Raw genomic sequence first — 15480 nt, forward strand, 5'->3', positions numbered from 1 at the left:
GGCGAGGAACTGCGGACGGTGGCAGGAAAACCGGTCGCCGAGTGAGGCGTCTAGCCTGGCGGGGTGACTGGGAGACGCCGTTGAGCGAGGACGACGAAGGCCGGCTGGTCGCCGGACGGTACCGCCTGCAGCGCCGCATCGGTGGCGGTGCGATGGGTGTGGTGTGGCAGGCCCGGGACGAGACGCTGGCGCGCACGGTCGCCGCCAAGCAGCTCCGGGTGTTCCCGGGGCTCAGTGCCGTCGAGGGCGAGCAGGCGCGGCAGCGGGCGTTCCGCGAGGGCAGGATCGCCGCCCGGCTGCAGCATCCGCACGCGATCCTCGTCTACGACGTCGCCGACGACGCGGGGCAGCCCGTGCTGGTGATGGAGTACCTGCCCTCGCGCAGCCTCGCGGAGGTGCTGGACGAGCGCGGTGTCCTCCCGCCGCGAGAGGTCGCCGGAATCGGGGCGCACGCCGCCTCGGCGCTCGCCGCGGCGCACATCGCCGGCATCGTGCACCGCGACGTCAAACCGGGCAACGTGCTGCTGGGCGAGGACGGCACCACCAAGATCACCGATTTCGGTATCTCCCGCGCGGTGGGCGATGTCGCCGTCACCCAGACCGGCCTGCTCGCCGGCACGCCCGCCTACCTGGCACCGGAGGCCGCGCGCGGGGTCGAACCGGGGCCTGCCTCCGACGTCTTCTCGCTCGGCGCGACGCTCTACGCCGCCGTCGAGGGCCAGCCGCCCTTCGGTACCGGCACCAACGAGATCGCGATGCTGCACGCCGTCGCCAGCGGCCGGATCACTCCGCCTCGGCAGGCGGGCCCGCTCACCGGCTGGCTGAGCGCGATGCTGCGGGCCGAACCCGAGGCACGCCCGACGATGACGCAGGTGCGTGCCGGGCTGGCCCAGGTGGCGGCGACCGGCCGGGATCCGTCGTCCGCCGCCGCGGCACCCGCCGCGCGGATCCCGACCCGGACGATGCGGCCGGTCGACGGCTACGCCGGTTCCGCCGCGCCCGTGGCGGCAGAGCGGACCGCGGCAGAGCGGACCGCGGCCGAGCGGACCGCCGCCGAGTCCGGTTCGGCCGGGGCGGCTGCTCCGGCGGCGACGTCGAAGTCCCGCTCCGGCAGGCGAGCGGTGCTGACCGCGCTGGCACTGGTGGCCGCGGTCGCGGTGGGCGTGCTGGCCACCACCCTGCTCACCAGGGGTGGTGAGGACCAGGTCGCCGACGGTGGCCGGTCCGCTCCGCCGAGCCCGGCTCCGCCGCCCGCCTCCTCCGCCCCGTCCGCACCCGTGTCCTCGTCTCCGCCCGCGTCCAGCACGTCCAGTACCCCGCCGCCCACGACCAGCACGCCGCCGCCGGCCGTCGGTCCGGAGCAGGTGCAGAAGGCGGTGGCGGACTACTACGCGGTGGTGACCCGGAACGGGGACGACGCGTGGAAGCGGCTCGGGCCGGATCTGCAGGCCCAGGGCAGGAAGAAGTACGACGACTTCTGGAAGCGCATCAAGGATCTGAAGGTGGTGTCGGCGCCGAAGGCGATCAACGACAACACGGCCGAGGTGGGGATCGAGTTCACCATGGCGGGCGAGGGCCGCTTCCGTGAGGTGCACCGGATCACCACGGTCACCAGCGACGGCGTGCCCCTGCTGCAGAGCGACACACCGGTGTCCTCGAAGCAGGTCAAGGGCAAGAAGAACGACGACGACGAGGGCGAGAACTAGCGCGGTTCCGTCCGCAGCGCGCCGGAGAGGGTTCCCGCGATGCGCCGTACCACCGGCGCGATCTGTGCGACCGCGTCCTTGGTGAGCCTGCCCTCCGGGCCGGAGACCGAGACCGCGGCGGGCACCGGGGCGCCGGGGACGACGACGGCGACGCAGCGCACGCCGAGTTCCTGTTCGGCCTCGTCGAGCGCGTAACCCTGTTCGGCGATCTCCGCGAGGTGCCGCAGCAGCGTCTCCGGGTCGGTGTGGGTGTGCTGGGTGTAGGCGGGCATTCCGGTGCGGCGCAACAGTTCCCGGACGTCCGAGGTGGGCAGGGAGGCGAGCATCGCCTTGCCGACGCCGGTGCCGTGCGGTAGGAGCCGCCTGCCCACCTCGGTGAACATCCGCATCGAGTGCCGGGAAGGTACCTGCGCCACGTAGACGACCTCGTCGCGTTCCAGCACCGCGAGGTTCGCCGTCTCGCCGAGTTCGTCGACCAGTTCGGCCAGCAGCGGACGTGCCCAGGTGCCGAACTGCAGGCTCGCGTGCTCGCCCAGCCGGATCAGCCGCGTGCCCAGCGCGTAGCGGCGGTTGCTGTTCTGCCGCACGTACCCGAGCCCGACCAGGGTGCGGACCAGCCGGTGGATGGTCGGCATCGGCAGGCCCGAGGCGGCGGCGAGTTCGGACAGACCCGCCTCGCCGCCCGCGTCCGCCAGGCATTCCACCAGTTCGAACGCTCGGCGCAGGGACTGGACGCCACCGGTGTCGCGGCGGGGCGGCGTGCCGTCGTTCCCGTTGTTCGGCCCCTTGTCCGGCACCGTGCTGGGCGGTGTCACGGCTGACTCCTCTCGTCGCGGTTCACGCGGCTGTCGGCCGGGTTGAGCTTCCGCTATGCAGAAACTATAGTCCGCGATATAGAAATCAAAGACGTATGAGCGGGGTGTTCGCATGGTGGAAGTTCGTGTTCTCGGTGATTCCGTCGAGCGTGGGGACGAGATCCTCACGCCGGAGGCGCTCGACTTCCTCGGCGGTCTGCACGCCGGGTTCGCGGCCCGCCGCGACGAACTGCTCGCGGCGCGGTCGGCGCGCCGGGACGAGGCCAGGACCACCGGCAGGCTCGACTTCCTCCCGGAGACGCGCGAGGTGCGCGAGTCCGAATGGCAGGTCGCCGAGGCGCCGCCCGCGCTGCGCGACCGCCGGGTGGAGATCACCGGCCCGACCGACCGGAAGATGACGATCAACGCGCTGAACTCCGGCGCCAAGGTGTGGCTCGCCGACCTGGAGGACGCCAACACCCCGCACTGGGCGAACGTGGTCTCCGGCCAGGTCAACCTGTACGACGCGGTGCGCAAGACGGTCGAGCTCACCTCCCCCGAGGGCAAGCACTACACGCTGCGCGACGACGTCGAGCACGCCACCATCGTGGTTCGCCCGCGCGGCTGGCACCTCGACGAACGAGGGCTGGAGTTCGACGGCAGGCAGGCCGTCGGCGCGCTGGTGGACTTCGGCCTCTACTTCTTCCACAACGTCCGGGCCCTGCTGGCCGGGGACAAGGGCCCGTACTTCTACCTGCCGAAGATGGAGAGTCACCTCGAGGCGCGGTTGTGGAACGAGGTCTTCACCCACGCGGAACAGCAGCTCGGCATCGCGCACGGCACCATCCGCGCCACGGTGCTCATCGAGACCATCCCGGCCGCGTTCGAGATGGAGGAGATCCTCTACGAACTGCGCGAGCACGCCTCCGGCCTCAACGCGGGCCGCTGGGACTACCTGTTCAGCGTGATCAAGTACTTCCGCGACGCGGGCGAGAAGTTCGTGCTCCCGGACCGCAACAGCGTCACCATGACCGCGCCGTTCATGCGCGCGTACACCGAACTGCTGGTGCGCACCTGCCACAAGCGCGGCGCGTTCGCGATCGGCGGTATGGCCGCGTTCATCCCGAACCGCAAGGATCCCGAGGTCACCGAGAAGGCGATCGCGAAGGTCCGCGAGGACAAGTCCCGCGAGGCGGGCGACGGCTTCGACGGTTCCTGGGTCGCGCACCCCGGCATGGTGGACCTGTGCAAGGAGGAGTTCGACAAGGTGCTCGGCGACCAGCCGAACCAGCTCGGACGCACCCGTGACGAGGTCTCGGTGACCGCGGACCAGCTCCTCGACGTCGCCTCGACTCCCGGCTCCGCCACGGTCGCCGGCCTGCGCGGCGCGGTGGACGTCGGCGTCCGCTACATCGCCTCCTGGCTCGGCGGCAACGGCGCGGCGGGCATCCACAACATGATGGAGGACGCCGCTACCGCGGAGATCTCGCGTTCGCAGATCTGGCAGTGGGTGCGCAACGGCACCACGCTGGACGACGGCAGCACCGTCACCAGGGACCTGGTCCGCGCGACCCTCGCGCAGGTTCGCGAGGAACTCGCACCGGTGCTGCCCGCCGAGCAGCTCGACACCGCGGTGGAGCTGTTCGAACAGGTGGCACTCGCCGAGGAGTTCGCGGACTTCCTCACGCTGCCCGCCTACGAGCGGATCAGGTAACCGGTGTCCGCCCGCCTGCCGGAGGACCTCTACACCGAGATCGACGACCGGCTCGCGGCGGCCGACGCCCGGGTCGAGGCCCGCTATCCGGGGGACTCGCCGGGCAGGCAGCCCGTGCACACCGTCTACGTGCCCGCCGGCAGCTACGACGGTGCGATCGTCACCGAGTGGGGGGACCGCGCGGCCGCGGTGTTCGCCGAGCACGGCTCCCGTCTCGGTATCGACGCCGAGGTGGCCGCGCGGGTACGGGCGAAGCTCGCCACCGAGCCGATCGAGGATCTGCGCATCGACTTCGAGGACGGGTACGGCGCTCCCGGCGACGCGGCGGAGGACGCCGAGGCGGAGCGGGCCGCCAGGACGCTGGGGCACTCGCTGAGCGTGGGCACCGCGCCCCCGTTCTGTGGCATCCGGTTCAAGAGTCTGGAGCGGGCGACGCGCAGGCGGGGGATCCGGACGCTGGACGTGTTCCTCGCCGCGCTGCTCGACACCGGCCCACTGCCCCTCGGCTTCACGGTGACGCTGCCGAAGGTCACCGCGCCGGAGCAGGCCGGGGCCGCGGCGGCCGTGCTGGAGCGGCTGGAGTCGGTGCACGGGCTGGCGCGGGAGGTATTGCGGTTCGAGGTGCAGATCGAGACGGCACAGTCGATCACCGGTCCGGACGGCACGGTCGCGGTCTCCCGGATCCTCGCCGAGGCGGGGCCGCGCTGCGACGGTCTGCACTACGGCACCTACGACTACAGCGCCGGGCTCGGCATCGCGGCGGAGTACCAGAGCATGGACCATCCGGCGGCGGACTTCGCGAAGTCGTTCATGCAGGTGGCGGCCGCCGGGACCGGTGTCCGCCTTTCCGACGGCTCGACGAATCGCCTGCCCCTGGGTGATCGGGACGCGGTCGTCGCCGCGTGGCGGGAGCACCTGCGCCTGGTCCGGCGTTCCCTGGAACGCGGCTTCTACCAGGGCTGGGACCTGCATCCGCACCAGTTGCCGACGCGGTTCGCCGCGACGTACGCCTTCTTCCGGGAGGGGCTGCCCGCGGCCGCGCAGCGGTTGCGCGCCTACGCCGACCGGTCGGCAGGGGGCGTGCTGGACGAACCAGCCACGGCGCAGGCGCTGGCCACGTTCCTGTTGCGTGGTGTCGACTGCGGAGCGCTGGACGGTCGGGACTTGCCGTTCGGCCGGGACGTGTTGCACGCCTTCGCGACCCGCGTGCTGCCGTGACCCGCTGGCGCGGATTCCCCCGCCGTGGCACGGTTCCGCGGTAGCCGGATGGCGGGAACCGGCCGTGAGATCGGCGCGCAGGGAGGTCGGCATGGGATCGCCGGAACCGGCGTACCGGGCGAACGCGGGCGGGGCGCTCGAGGTCGACCGGACGTTCTACGCACGCCTGACCGAGGCGGATCGCGTGCGGGTGGACGCCTTCGAGATCCCGATCCGTTCCGGCCGGGCGTGGACGGTGCCGCGTGGTCACCTGTGCCGGTTGCTCACCGTGGACGGTCCGCAGGTCGGCGATCTGAACGTGTGGAACGCGGCCGACCCCCGGGAACGCCTGTGGGCCGCACGGACCCGGCAGCTCCAGCGCGCGCACGTGAGTACCTTCGACCGGCTCTGGTCGACGCTGCCGTTCCTTCGCCCGCTGCTGACGATCACCGTCGACACCCTCGCCAGATACGGATCCGACGCGGACGGCGGCCGGGTGCACGATCTGCTCGGGACCCGCTGCGATCCGTACGTGAACCGGATGCTCACCGGCGAGGACGCCGACCACCACTGCCACTCGAACCTGGTTCGCGCGGTGCTTCCGCACGGTCTGACCGAGTTCGACGTGCACGACGTGCTGAACGTCTTCCAGTGCACCGGCCTGAACGACGAGGACCGCTACTTCATGAAGGCCAGTCCGGCGCGGCCCGGTGACTTCCTGGAGTTCTTCGCCGAAGTCGACCTGTTGTGCGCGCTCTCGACGTGCCCGGGCGGTGACCTGTCGGTGCCGTTGTGGGGGCCGGACGCCCGTGACCCGATCGACGTGTGCCATCCGATCGGGGTCGAGGTGTACCGCCCGGAGCCCGGGGCGCTGGCAGGCTGGACGCCGCCGGGACGGGCGGCGTACGGCGGGATGCACGGTCTGCGCGCGGCGGAAGGGAGCGAACGGTGACCGAGATCGACCTGAACAGCGACGTGGGGGAGGGCTTCGGCCACTGGTCCCTCGGCGACGACGACGCGCTGCTCGACCTCGTCTCCAGCGCCAACGTGGCCTGTGGTTTCCACGCCGGTGACCCCTCGGTGCTGCGCCGGGTCACCGAGCGCGCGGCCGAGCGCGGAGTCGCGGTCGGCGCGCAGGTCGGTTATCGGGACCTGCCCGGTTTCGGCAGGCGCTTCATCGACGTCGATCCGGCCGAACTGGTCAACGACGTCGTCTACCAGATCGCCGCACTGGACGGATTCGCCCGCATCGCGGGCACCCGGGTCTCCTACGTGAAGCCGCACGGCGCGTTGTACAACGCGATCGTGCACCACGCGGAACAGGCGGCCGCTGTCGTCGAGGCGGTCCGGCGGTACGACCCCGGGTTACCGCTGCTGGGCCTGCCGGGCTCGGAAGCCTTGCGGCAGGCGGAATCCGCGGGGCTGACGGCGGTGCCCGAGGTCTTCGCCGACCGTGCCTACACAGCCGAGGGCAGGCTGGTGTCCCGCCGCGAACCGGGCGCCGTGCTGCACGAGGTGGGCACCGTGGTCGCCCGCAGCGTGCGGATGGCCACCGAGGGCGTGGTGGAGGCGGTGGACGGCACTCTGCTCCCGGTCACCGCCCGGTCGGTGTGCGTGCACGGCGACACCCCGGGCGCGGTCGAGATCGCCCGCCGGGTGCGGGAGGGGCTGCGCGACGCGGGCGTCACCGTGCGTTCGTTCGCCGGCGCGGCCTGAGGTGGCGCGAGGGTGACATGCCGTGGCGGAAGGGGGCTTCGCCGCTCAGGGCGACATCCGAAGCGCCAGGTAGACGTCCACCTGGTTGCCGAAGTCGGTCAGGTCCATCCCGAGTAGTTCACCGGCCCGGGTTATCCGGTACCGCAGGGTGTTGACGTGTACGTGCAACGCTTTCGCCGCCGCGGTGGGGGAGGCGTCGCAGTCGAGGAACACCCGCACGGTGCGCACCAGGTCGGCGTTCTGCGCCTGGTCGTAGGCGAGCAGCGGACCGAGGGTGCGGGCCCGCAGCGACCGCCGCAGATCGGCGTCGGCGGCGGCGACGAGCAACTGGTGCGCGCGCAACTGGTCGCCGGAGACGACGCCGATGCGTCCTGGCCGTCCCTCGGCGACGGCCACCGCGTGCCGCGCCTGCTCGCTGGCCCCGCGCAGTTCGGTGACCGCCGCGGGCCCGCCGATCCCGAGCAGCACCCGGGAAGCGGGGATCAGCGAGTCCACCGTGGACAGAGCGGCCACGGCCTTTCCCGCCCAGTCCGGCGGCCACAGGTCGCCGACCACCAGCGCGCAGGCGTCCTCCCCGGCCTCGCCGACGAGGGTGCGCGCGGGATAGCCGGCGAGCAGTTCGGTCAGCAGCGCGACGCCGAGGCTGGGCGTACCGGTGCCGGTGCGTGCCAGCACCACCCGGATCGTGCTGTGGCCGGGCAGTCCGGCGGCGGCCAGACCGGTGGTGAAGTCGGTGTCGGTCAGCGAGTCCCCGGCGGCCAGCCGGAGCAGCGGCGCCGCGACCCGGTCGGCCACCCGGCGCACCTGTTCGCTGCGCGAGCGGTCCAGGTCGACGAGTGCGGCGAGTTCGGCCGCCAGCGATCCGGTGGCACCGGTCCAGCGGGCCCGGTCGCCCTCGATCGCCAGCGCCCACGGCACGGTCGCCCGCTCGCCCACCGGCAGCAGCGTGTACCCGTTCGTCACCCGTGCCCGGCACCCGCCGCGCACGAACGCCCGCGCGATCCCCTGTGTGTCCACGAGTTCGACGCCGCTGCCTGCCACCATCCGGCCGGTCGCCGACAGCACCCAGCACGGGGCGCCGAGTTCGGCACGCGCGTGTTCGAGCAGAGCGGTGAGCGAGGCGTCGCCCGCGGCGGCGGTGCGCAGCCGGGACCGTCCGGCCGAGGCGCCCGCCAGTGCGAGGACCACCCGTTCGGTTACGACGGCGAACGAGAGGTCGGCCGGTACCTCCAGCAGCGGGATGCCGTACCGCCCGCAGGCTTCCACCAGCGCGGCCGGGATCCGCCCGGTGTCGGCGGCGGACGCGGCGAGCGCGGCCGAACCGGCCTCGGCGAGCGCCGCCACGAACGGTTCGGCGTCCTCTGGTCCCCGCCACCACAGCAGCCCGCTGAGCACCAGTTCCCCGGCCGAGAGGTACCGGCTCGGGTCGGGCAGCTCGGTGCCGTAGATCCGGGTCAGGCCACGGTCGAGCAGGTCCTCACCGGTCCGGACCCGCAGCCGCAACTCGGGAATCTCCAGCAGGTCACGTACGGAGGTCATGGTCCTTGTAGGAAAGCACAAACCGGACCGGGTTGCGGGGACGAGTTTCGTGTTCGGCCACCGTTGCCGAGGGCGGCCCGGCTGTGTGTACTGAACTCCCGCATCCGCCAGAAGGAGCCCGTGTGGATTTCCTGAGTCCGACGACCCTGTCCGAGGCGCTCGCCGTCAAGGCCGAGCAGCCCGGCGCCGTGCCGATCGCGGGCGGCACCGACGTCATGGTGGAGCTGAACTTCGACCACCGGCGCCCGGACACGCTGCTGGACCTGATGCGGGTTCCGGAACTGGCGGAGCACTCGGTCGCGGATGGCACGGTGCGTATCGGCGCGACCGTGCCGTACAGCAGGGTCATCACTGAACTGGGCGGTCGTCTGCCCGCGTTGGCGCAGGCGTCCCGGACGGTGGGCTCGCCGCAGATCCGCAATCGCGGGACGGTCGGCGGCAACCTCGCGTCCGCGTCCCCGGCCGGCGACACGCACCCCGTCCTGCTCGCCGCGGGCGCGCGGATCGAGGTGGCCTCGGTGCGCGGGCAGCGGCTGATCCCGGCCGAGGAGTTCTACCTCGGCGTGAAGCGCAGTGCGCTCGAACCGGACGAACTGATCACCGCCGTGCATCTGCCCGCGGACGCGGGGCCGCAACAGTTCGCGAAGGTCGGCACCCGCAACGCCATGGTGATCGCCGTCTGCTCGTTCGCCGTGGCTCTGCGCCCGGACGGCCAGGGTGTCGGCGCGGCCATCGGCTCCGCCGCCCCGACCCCGCGCAAAGCCACCGAGGCCGAGTCCTTTCTCGCCGCCGAACTCGCCGACACCGGGCTGTGGGACAACCGCGCCGCGATGCGCGACTCCGTGCGGCGCAGGTTCGGCGACCTGGTCGCGGAGGCGGCCGACCCGATCGACGACGTCCGCGGCAGCGCCGCGTACCGGCGGCACGCACTGTCGGTGCTGGCCAGGCGCACGCTCGGCTGGGCGTGGCAGGACTACCAGGGGAGGACGCGATCATGCGCGTGAACGTCACGGTCAACGGCGAGCGCAGGCAGGCCGACGACGTCTGGGAGGGCGAGAGCCTGCTCTATGTGCTGCGCGAGCGTCTTGGTCTGCCGGGCTCGAAGAACGCCTGCGAACAGGGCGAGTGCGGATCCTGCACGGTGTACCTGGACGAGGTGCCGGTGTGCGCCTGCCTGGTCGCGGCCGGTCAGGTCCGCGATCGCGAGGTACGTACCGTCGAGGGCCTCGCCGACGGTGACCGGCTGGACCCGGTACAGCAGTCCTTTGTGGATGCCGGAGCGGTGCAGTGCGGTTTCTGCACGCCCGGCCTCGTGGTCGCCGCGCACGATCTGCTGGAGCGGGTACCTGAGCCCGCGGACGCGGAGATCCGCGAGGCGCTGGCCGGGAACCTGTGCCGTTGCACCGGTTACGAGAAGATCCTCGACGCCGTCAAGCTCGCGGCCGACCGCAGGGCGGCGACCCGATGAGCGTGACTGTCCTCGAGAACGCCGCAGTGTCCACTGTGGACGCAGTGGGTACCGAGTACGCCCGGGGCCATGTGGTCGTGGACTCCGGCCGGATCGTGGCGGTCGGCGAGGGTGCCGCCCCGTCCGGGTTCTCCGGTGAGCGTGTGGACGCGAGTGGCTGCCTGATCACCCCGGGACTGGTCAACACCCATCACCACCTGTACCAGTGGGCCACCCGGGGTCTCGCCGCCGACTCGACGCTGTTCCAGTGGCTCGTGCACCTGTACCCGATCTGGGGCGGGCTCGACGCGGGCATCACGCACGCGGCGGCGACGGCGGGACTGGCGCGCCTCGCGCTCACCGGATGCACCACCGTCGCCGACCACCACTACGTCTTCCCGGCCGAGGGCGGCGACCAGCTCGACGCACTGGTGTCCGCTGTGGACAGGATCGGTGTGCGCGGGCACATCGTGCGGGGCTCGATGGACCGGGGGGAGTCGGCGGGCGGGCTGCCGCCGGACAATCTCGTCGAGGACACCGAGGCCGCCCTGCTGGGCACCGAACGTGCGATCGATCTCCACCACGACGCCTCGCCGGACGCGCGGGTGCGCATCGCGGTCGGGCCGTGCTCGCCGTTCACGGTGAGCGAGGAGCTGATGACCGGGGCCGCGGAACTGGCGCGGCGCAGGGGAGTCCGGCTGCACACGCACCTCGCGGAGACTCTCGACGAACAGGAGCAGTGCCTCGCCGAGACCGGCCTGACGCCCGCGGAGTACGCCGAGAAACTCGGCTGGCTCGGTGAGGACGTCTGGTTCGCGCACACCGTGCACCTCTCCCCGGAGGCCATCCGCAGGCTCGGCGCGACCGGCACCGGCTCGGCCCATTGCCCGACGTCCAACGGCAGGCTCGGCACCGGGATCGCACCCGTCCGGGATCTGCTCGACGCGGGCGCTCCCGTCGGCCTCGGTGTGGACGGTGCGGCCTCGAACGAGTCCGGCGGGCTCGGCGAGGAACTGCACCAGTCGCTGCTGCAGGCCCGGCAGCGCGGCGGGCCCACCGCGCTCACGGTGCGCGAGGCGCTGTGGCTGGGAACGATGGGCGGCGCCCGCTGCCTGGGCAGGCAGGACGAGCTGGGCTCCATCGAGCAGGGGAAGCTCGCCGACCTGGCGGTGTGGCGGCTCGACGGGCTGGCCTACGCGGGCATCACCGATCCGGTGGCCGCGCTCGTACTCGGCACGACGCCCCCGCTGGCCCGCCTGCTGGTCGGCGGCCGCACCGTCGTCTCCGACGGCTCCCTGCGCACCGCCGACGAGACGGCGATCGCCGACGAGCTGCGCACCGTCAGCGCCCGCATCCGGGAGGCACGATGAGCACCGACACCGCTGCCGGCACGGCCACGGCCACTGACACGGCGGTCAGTTCGGGTATCGGCGGCAGCCCCGCCCGGCCGGACGGCAACGGGAAGGTACGCGGTGAGTTCGCCTACTCCTCGGACCTGTGGCACGAGGACATGTTGTGGGGCGCGACCCTGCGCAGCCCGCACCCGTACGCGCGCATCGAGTCGATCGCGATCGGCGAGGCGCTGAAGGTGCCCGGCGTGTACGCGGTGCTCACGCACGCCGACGTGCCGGGCCTCAACCGGTACGGCCTCGAGCACGCCGACCAGCCGGTGCTCGCCGGGGATGTCGTTCGCTACCAAGGTGAACCGGTGGCGATCGTCGCCGCGGACCATCCCGAGACGGCACGGCGGGCGATGGACCGGATCCGCGTCGAGTACGCGGTGCTGGAACCGGTGACCGATGCCGAGTGCGCGGCGCGCGGTGAGGGCCCCGAGCTGCATCCCGGCGGCAATGTGGTGCGGCACGTGCCGATCCGCCGCGGCACGGTCGCCGAGGCCGCCGAGGTGGTCGTGCGCGGCAGCTACCAGGTCGGGATGCAGGACCAGGCGTTTCTCGGCCCCGAGTCGGGTATGGCGATACCCGCCGAGGACGGCGGGATCGATCTTTTCGTTGCCACGCAGTGGTTGCACGTCGATCAGCAGCAGATCGTCGCGGCGCTGGGGCTGCCGGTGGAGAAGGTGCGGCTGACTCTGGGCGGGGTCGGCGGGGCGTTCGGCGGGCGCGAGGACCTGTCGATCCAGGTGCACGCCTGCCTGCTCGCGCTGCACACCGGCAAGCCGGTGAAGATGGTCTACAACCGCGAGGAGTCCTTCTACGGCCACGTGCACCGCCATCCGGCGACCCTGCACTACGAACACGGTGCCGATCGCGACGGCAGGCTGCGCTACGTCAAGGCGAAGCTGTACCTGGACGGCGGGGCGTACGCCTCGTCCACCGGCGCGGTGGTGGCGAACGCGGCGACGCTTGGTGTCGGGCCGTACGAGGTGCCGAACGTGGAGATCGACTGCTGGGGCACCTACACGAACAACCCGCCGTGTGGAGCGATGCGCGGATTCGGTGCGGTGCAGGCGGGTTTCGCCTACGAGTCGCAGATGGACCGTCTGGCGGAGGCGTGCGGCCTCGATCCGGTGGAGGTGCGGCTGCGCAACGCGATGCGGGAGGGCGCGGCCATGCCGACCGGGCAGATCGTGGACTCGGCCGCACCCGTCGCCGAGCTGCTGGGCCTGATCCGCGACCGGCCGCTGCCCGCTGAACGTCCCGAGGACACCGACCTGCGGACGTTGCCGGGCGGGGTGTCGAACACGACGCACGGCGAGGGGGTGGTGCGTGGCGTCGGGTACGCGGTGGGGATCAAGAACATCTGCTTCTCGGAGGGTTTCGACGACTACTCCACGGCCAGGGTGCGCCTGGAGGTGCTGGGTGGCGAGCCCGCGGCGACGGTGCAGACCGCGGCCTGCGAGGTCGGTCAGGGCCTGGTGACGGTGATGGCGCAGATCGTGCGCACCGAGCTGGGCATCGAGCGCGTCACCATGCAGCCGATGGACACCACCATCGGCAACGCGGGTTCGACCTCGGCGTCCCGGCAGACCTACGTCACCGGTGGGGCCGTCCGCGCGGCGTGCGTGGCGGTGCGGGCCGAGCTGTTCCGGCTGGCGGGTGCGCAGTTCGGGCACCAGGACGAGCTGACGGTGTCCGGCGGCAAGCTGGTGTCCACACAGGACGGTGTACTGGCGGATCTGGCTTCGGTGCTGGGTTCCGGGCACATCGACGAGACGGTGGAGTGGCGGCACCGGCCGACCCGGGAGCTCGATCCGGAGACCGGTGCCGGTTTCGCTCACGTGCAGTACGGCTTCGCGGCGCATCGCGCGGTGGTGGACGTCGACACGGAACTGGGACTGGTGAAGGTGGTCGCGCTCGACTGCGCGCAGGACGTCGGCAAGGCGCTGAATCCGCAGGCTGTGCTGGGGCAGATCCACGGCGGGTCGGCGCAGGGGCTCGGGCTGGCGGTGATGGAGGAGATCCAGATCGAGGGCGGCAAGATCCGCAATCCCTCGTTCACCGACTACCTGATCCCGACGGTGCTGGACATGCCGCCGATGCGGGTGGACGTCCTGGAACTCGCCGATCCGCACGCCCCGTACGGCCTTCGCGGCGTCGGCGAGCCGCCCACCATCTCGTCCACCCCCGCGATCGTCGCCGCGATCCGTGCGGCGACTGGGCAGGCCCTTACCCGCGTCCCCGTCCGTCCCGAGCACATCACCGAAACCTGACGGGCCCACTTGCCTTGCCGGTAGACGCCCGTCCGCCTCGCGGAGAGCGGCTCCGAGCCCGTAGTCGTCGTGAACGGTGCCCTGGGGGGCTCGGCAAGGTGCTCGTACCGGTCCGGCGGCGCGTTCGGGCGACAAGTCGACGAGGCTCGGCACCTCCCGATGACCATGACCGCCCGCCGGCCGGCCGGCATACGCGGGATTCGTAAGCACGGTCCGCCCGGGGCCCGGTGGGTCAGAAGGGTGGAGCGGGGTGGAGGGGCTCGGGTCGGCTGTGGTGGTGCTGGCCGGTGGGGGTCCTGATGTGGAGGGTGCCAGCGTCGTCGGTGGCGAGGTGCCAGCCGGGGAGGTCCTTGAGGCGGTGGTGTCGTCGGCAGAGTCCGGTCAGATTGTCGGCGCTGGTACTGCCCCCTCGTGCCCAGTCCCGGGTGTGGTCGATATCGGATGCGTGTGAGGGCCGGTGGCAGCCCGGCATGCGGCATTCCCGGTCCCGCACCTTCACCCACTCCGCCAACGCCACCGGCGGCCGGTAGCGGGTACGCCCGACGTCGAGGACCGTGCCGGTGACCGGGTCGGTGACCACCTTGCGTAACACCGAATCCGGGCGGGCCGCGAGATCCCGGGCCAGCCAGGCGGGTATCGGCCCGTGACCAGACAACTCGGCAGGATGGTCGTCGGCACCGGCGAGGGTGGTCGCGGCGACGTGCACGAACACCTCCGTGCGGGCTTCTGCCGTGCGGTGACCGAGGCAGAGTTCGGCGAACACATCGGCACGTAACTGTTCCAGGGTGCGGGTCTCACCACCACCACCGCGCAGGGTCTTCGCGATCCGGTCCACACGGGCGTAGATCGCCGTGGCGGTCTCGGTCGGCAGATCGGCGATCAGGGTGGTCATGGCGTCGTCCTGGTGCACCAGTTGCACGCTGCGTTCCAGACGCCGTTTCCGCGCCCGCTCCGCGTGCCCGTCGGGGTCGACGGCCGCGACCTGCCGGACAGCGGCACGGCGGATGCTGGACGGATTCCGACCATCAAGCCGATCGGCCATGGCCGCGTCCACGGCAGCAGCATGTTCATCCGATAGCGGGTCGGTGGCATCGACGATCTTGGAGGCCTTGTAGGCATCGATGGTGCCGGTCTCCATCGCCGTCAACGTCGCAGGTAGCCGTGTGGTCAACGCCTGCGCCATCGCCACCATCCGCTGCGCACGATGCTCGGTGGCTGCCAAAGTCAACGCGACTTCCGCCGCCACCCCACGCGGATCCTCCGACAGCGCAGCGAACCGTGCCATCGCCCGCACCTGCACAGCCTCAGCACGTGACCGGGCGACCTCGGCATCCCGCATCACCCGAAGAAGCCCACGCGGAGACAACGAGGACAGTCGAACACCAGCCAGACCCCCATGATCAACCCGCACCGTTTCCCGCGAATCCATATCCAGAATCGCAGCCAACCGAACCTCAACAGATCCCCTATCGATCATAGCTCTCATTCTACCGACTCCCGGACACTATTCCCATCACACCATCAGGTGCCCCACACATACGAATGTGCCATTCGTACGAACTTCGACAGTCGAACGATGTGGGATGCGATGGGAACCGTTCCTATAGATAGTAGGGATCGCGGACAAATGGTGGTATGCGCCGCCGTACCGACCGTCAGTGAGGGCAATACCCCGCCTCTGAAAGGCAATGCCGAGT

The 15480-nt window shown here is 71.5% G+C and carries 12 protein-coding genes; 9 read left to right on the forward strand and 3 right to left on the reverse strand.

Annotation, left to right across the window (positions count from 1 at the left end; genetic code table 11):
• Nucleotides 1–80 precede the first annotated feature (80 nt).
• The gene (locus CFN78_RS07495; protein ID WP_094861855.1) at nucleotides 81–1706 is read left to right on the forward strand and encodes a serine/threonine-protein kinase; all 1626 of its coding nucleotides are present in this window, start codon (nucleotides 81–83) and stop codon (nucleotides 1704–1706) included.
• Here the strand turns inward: CFN78_RS07495 and CFN78_RS07500 are convergent.
• A complete protein-coding gene (locus CFN78_RS07500; protein ID WP_094861972.1) occupies nucleotides 1703–2503 on the reverse strand; it encodes an IclR family transcriptional regulator in 801 nt (266 codons plus the stop codon). The genes CFN78_RS07495 and CFN78_RS07500 overlap by 4 nt on opposite strands.
• Before the next feature lie 130 nt (nucleotides 2504–2633).
• On the opposite strand from CFN78_RS07500, the gene aceB reads away from it, so the two are divergent.
• From aceB to CFN78_RS07520, 4 genes are all read left to right on the forward strand, one after another.
• The gene (aceB, locus tag CFN78_RS07505) at nucleotides 2634–4214 is read left to right on the forward strand and encodes a malate synthase A (RefSeq protein ID WP_094861856.1); all 1581 of its coding nucleotides are present in this window, start codon (nucleotides 2634–2636) and stop codon (nucleotides 4212–4214) included.
• A gap of 3 nt (nucleotides 4215–4217) precedes the next feature.
• The gene (locus CFN78_RS07510) at nucleotides 4218–5432 is read left to right on the forward strand and encodes a DUF6986 family protein (protein WP_094861857.1); all 1215 of its coding nucleotides are present in this window, start codon (nucleotides 4218–4220) and stop codon (nucleotides 5430–5432) included.
• Between the two features lie 91 nt (nucleotides 5433–5523).
• The gene (locus tag CFN78_RS07515) at nucleotides 5524–6363 is read left to right on the forward strand and encodes an urea carboxylase-associated family protein (RefSeq protein ID WP_094861858.1); all 840 of its coding nucleotides are present in this window, start codon (nucleotides 5524–5526) and stop codon (nucleotides 6361–6363) included.
• Nucleotides 6360–7127 (forward strand): LamB/YcsF family protein, encoded by a 768-nt coding sequence (locus tag CFN78_RS07520; protein ID WP_094861859.1) that lies wholly within the window; start codon nucleotides 6360–6362, stop codon nucleotides 7125–7127. Before CFN78_RS07515 ends, CFN78_RS07520 begins: the two co-directional genes overlap by 4 nt.
• Before the next feature lie 45 nt (nucleotides 7128–7172).
• On the opposite strand, the gene CFN78_RS07525 is transcribed toward CFN78_RS07520, so the two are convergent.
• The gene (locus CFN78_RS07525; protein WP_094861860.1) at nucleotides 7173–8666 is read right to left on the reverse strand and encodes a PucR family transcriptional regulator; all 1494 of its coding nucleotides are present in this window, start codon (nucleotides 8664–8666) and stop codon (nucleotides 7173–7175) included.
• 122 nt (nucleotides 8667–8788) lie between these two features.
• Here CFN78_RS07525 and CFN78_RS07530 point away from each other — a divergent pair, with 122 nt between their 5' ends.
• The 4 genes from CFN78_RS07530 to pucD are packed head-to-tail and all read left to right on the forward strand — an operon-like array spanning nucleotide 8789 to nucleotide 13783.
• Nucleotides 8789–9670: an FAD binding domain-containing protein gene (locus CFN78_RS07530; protein WP_094861861.1), complete on the forward strand. Its 882-nt coding sequence runs from the start codon at nucleotides 8789–8791 to the stop codon at nucleotides 9668–9670.
• On the forward strand, nucleotides 9661–10134 hold the full coding sequence (locus tag CFN78_RS07535; protein WP_094861862.1) for a (2Fe-2S)-binding protein: 474 nt from the start codon (nucleotides 9661–9663) through the stop codon (nucleotides 10132–10134). Before CFN78_RS07530 ends, CFN78_RS07535 begins: the two co-directional genes overlap by 10 nt.
• Nucleotides 10131–11483, forward strand: a complete 1353-nt coding sequence (locus CFN78_RS07540) for an 8-oxoguanine deaminase (RefSeq protein WP_094861863.1) — start codon at nucleotides 10131–10133, stop codon at nucleotides 11481–11483. The genes CFN78_RS07535 and CFN78_RS07540 overlap by 4 nt, the downstream gene beginning before the upstream one ends.
• On the forward strand, nucleotides 11480–13783 hold the full coding sequence (gene pucD / locus CFN78_RS07545; RefSeq protein WP_094861864.1) for a xanthine dehydrogenase subunit D: 2304 nt from the start codon (nucleotides 11480–11482) through the stop codon (nucleotides 13781–13783). Before CFN78_RS07540 ends, pucD begins: the two co-directional genes overlap by 4 nt.
• A gap of 232 nt (nucleotides 13784–14015) precedes the next feature.
• On the opposite strand, the gene CFN78_RS07550 is transcribed toward pucD, so the two are convergent.
• Nucleotides 14016–15212 (reverse strand): HNH endonuclease signature motif containing protein, encoded by a 1197-nt coding sequence (locus CFN78_RS07550; protein ID WP_420807857.1) that lies wholly within the window; start codon nucleotides 15210–15212, stop codon nucleotides 14016–14018.
• Nucleotides 15213–15480: the final 268 nt, after the last annotated feature.

Source organism: Amycolatopsis antarctica (assembly GCF_002262875.1).
Classification (GTDB): domain Bacteria; phylum Actinomycetota; class Actinomycetes; order Mycobacteriales; family Pseudonocardiaceae; genus Amycolatopsis; species Amycolatopsis antarctica.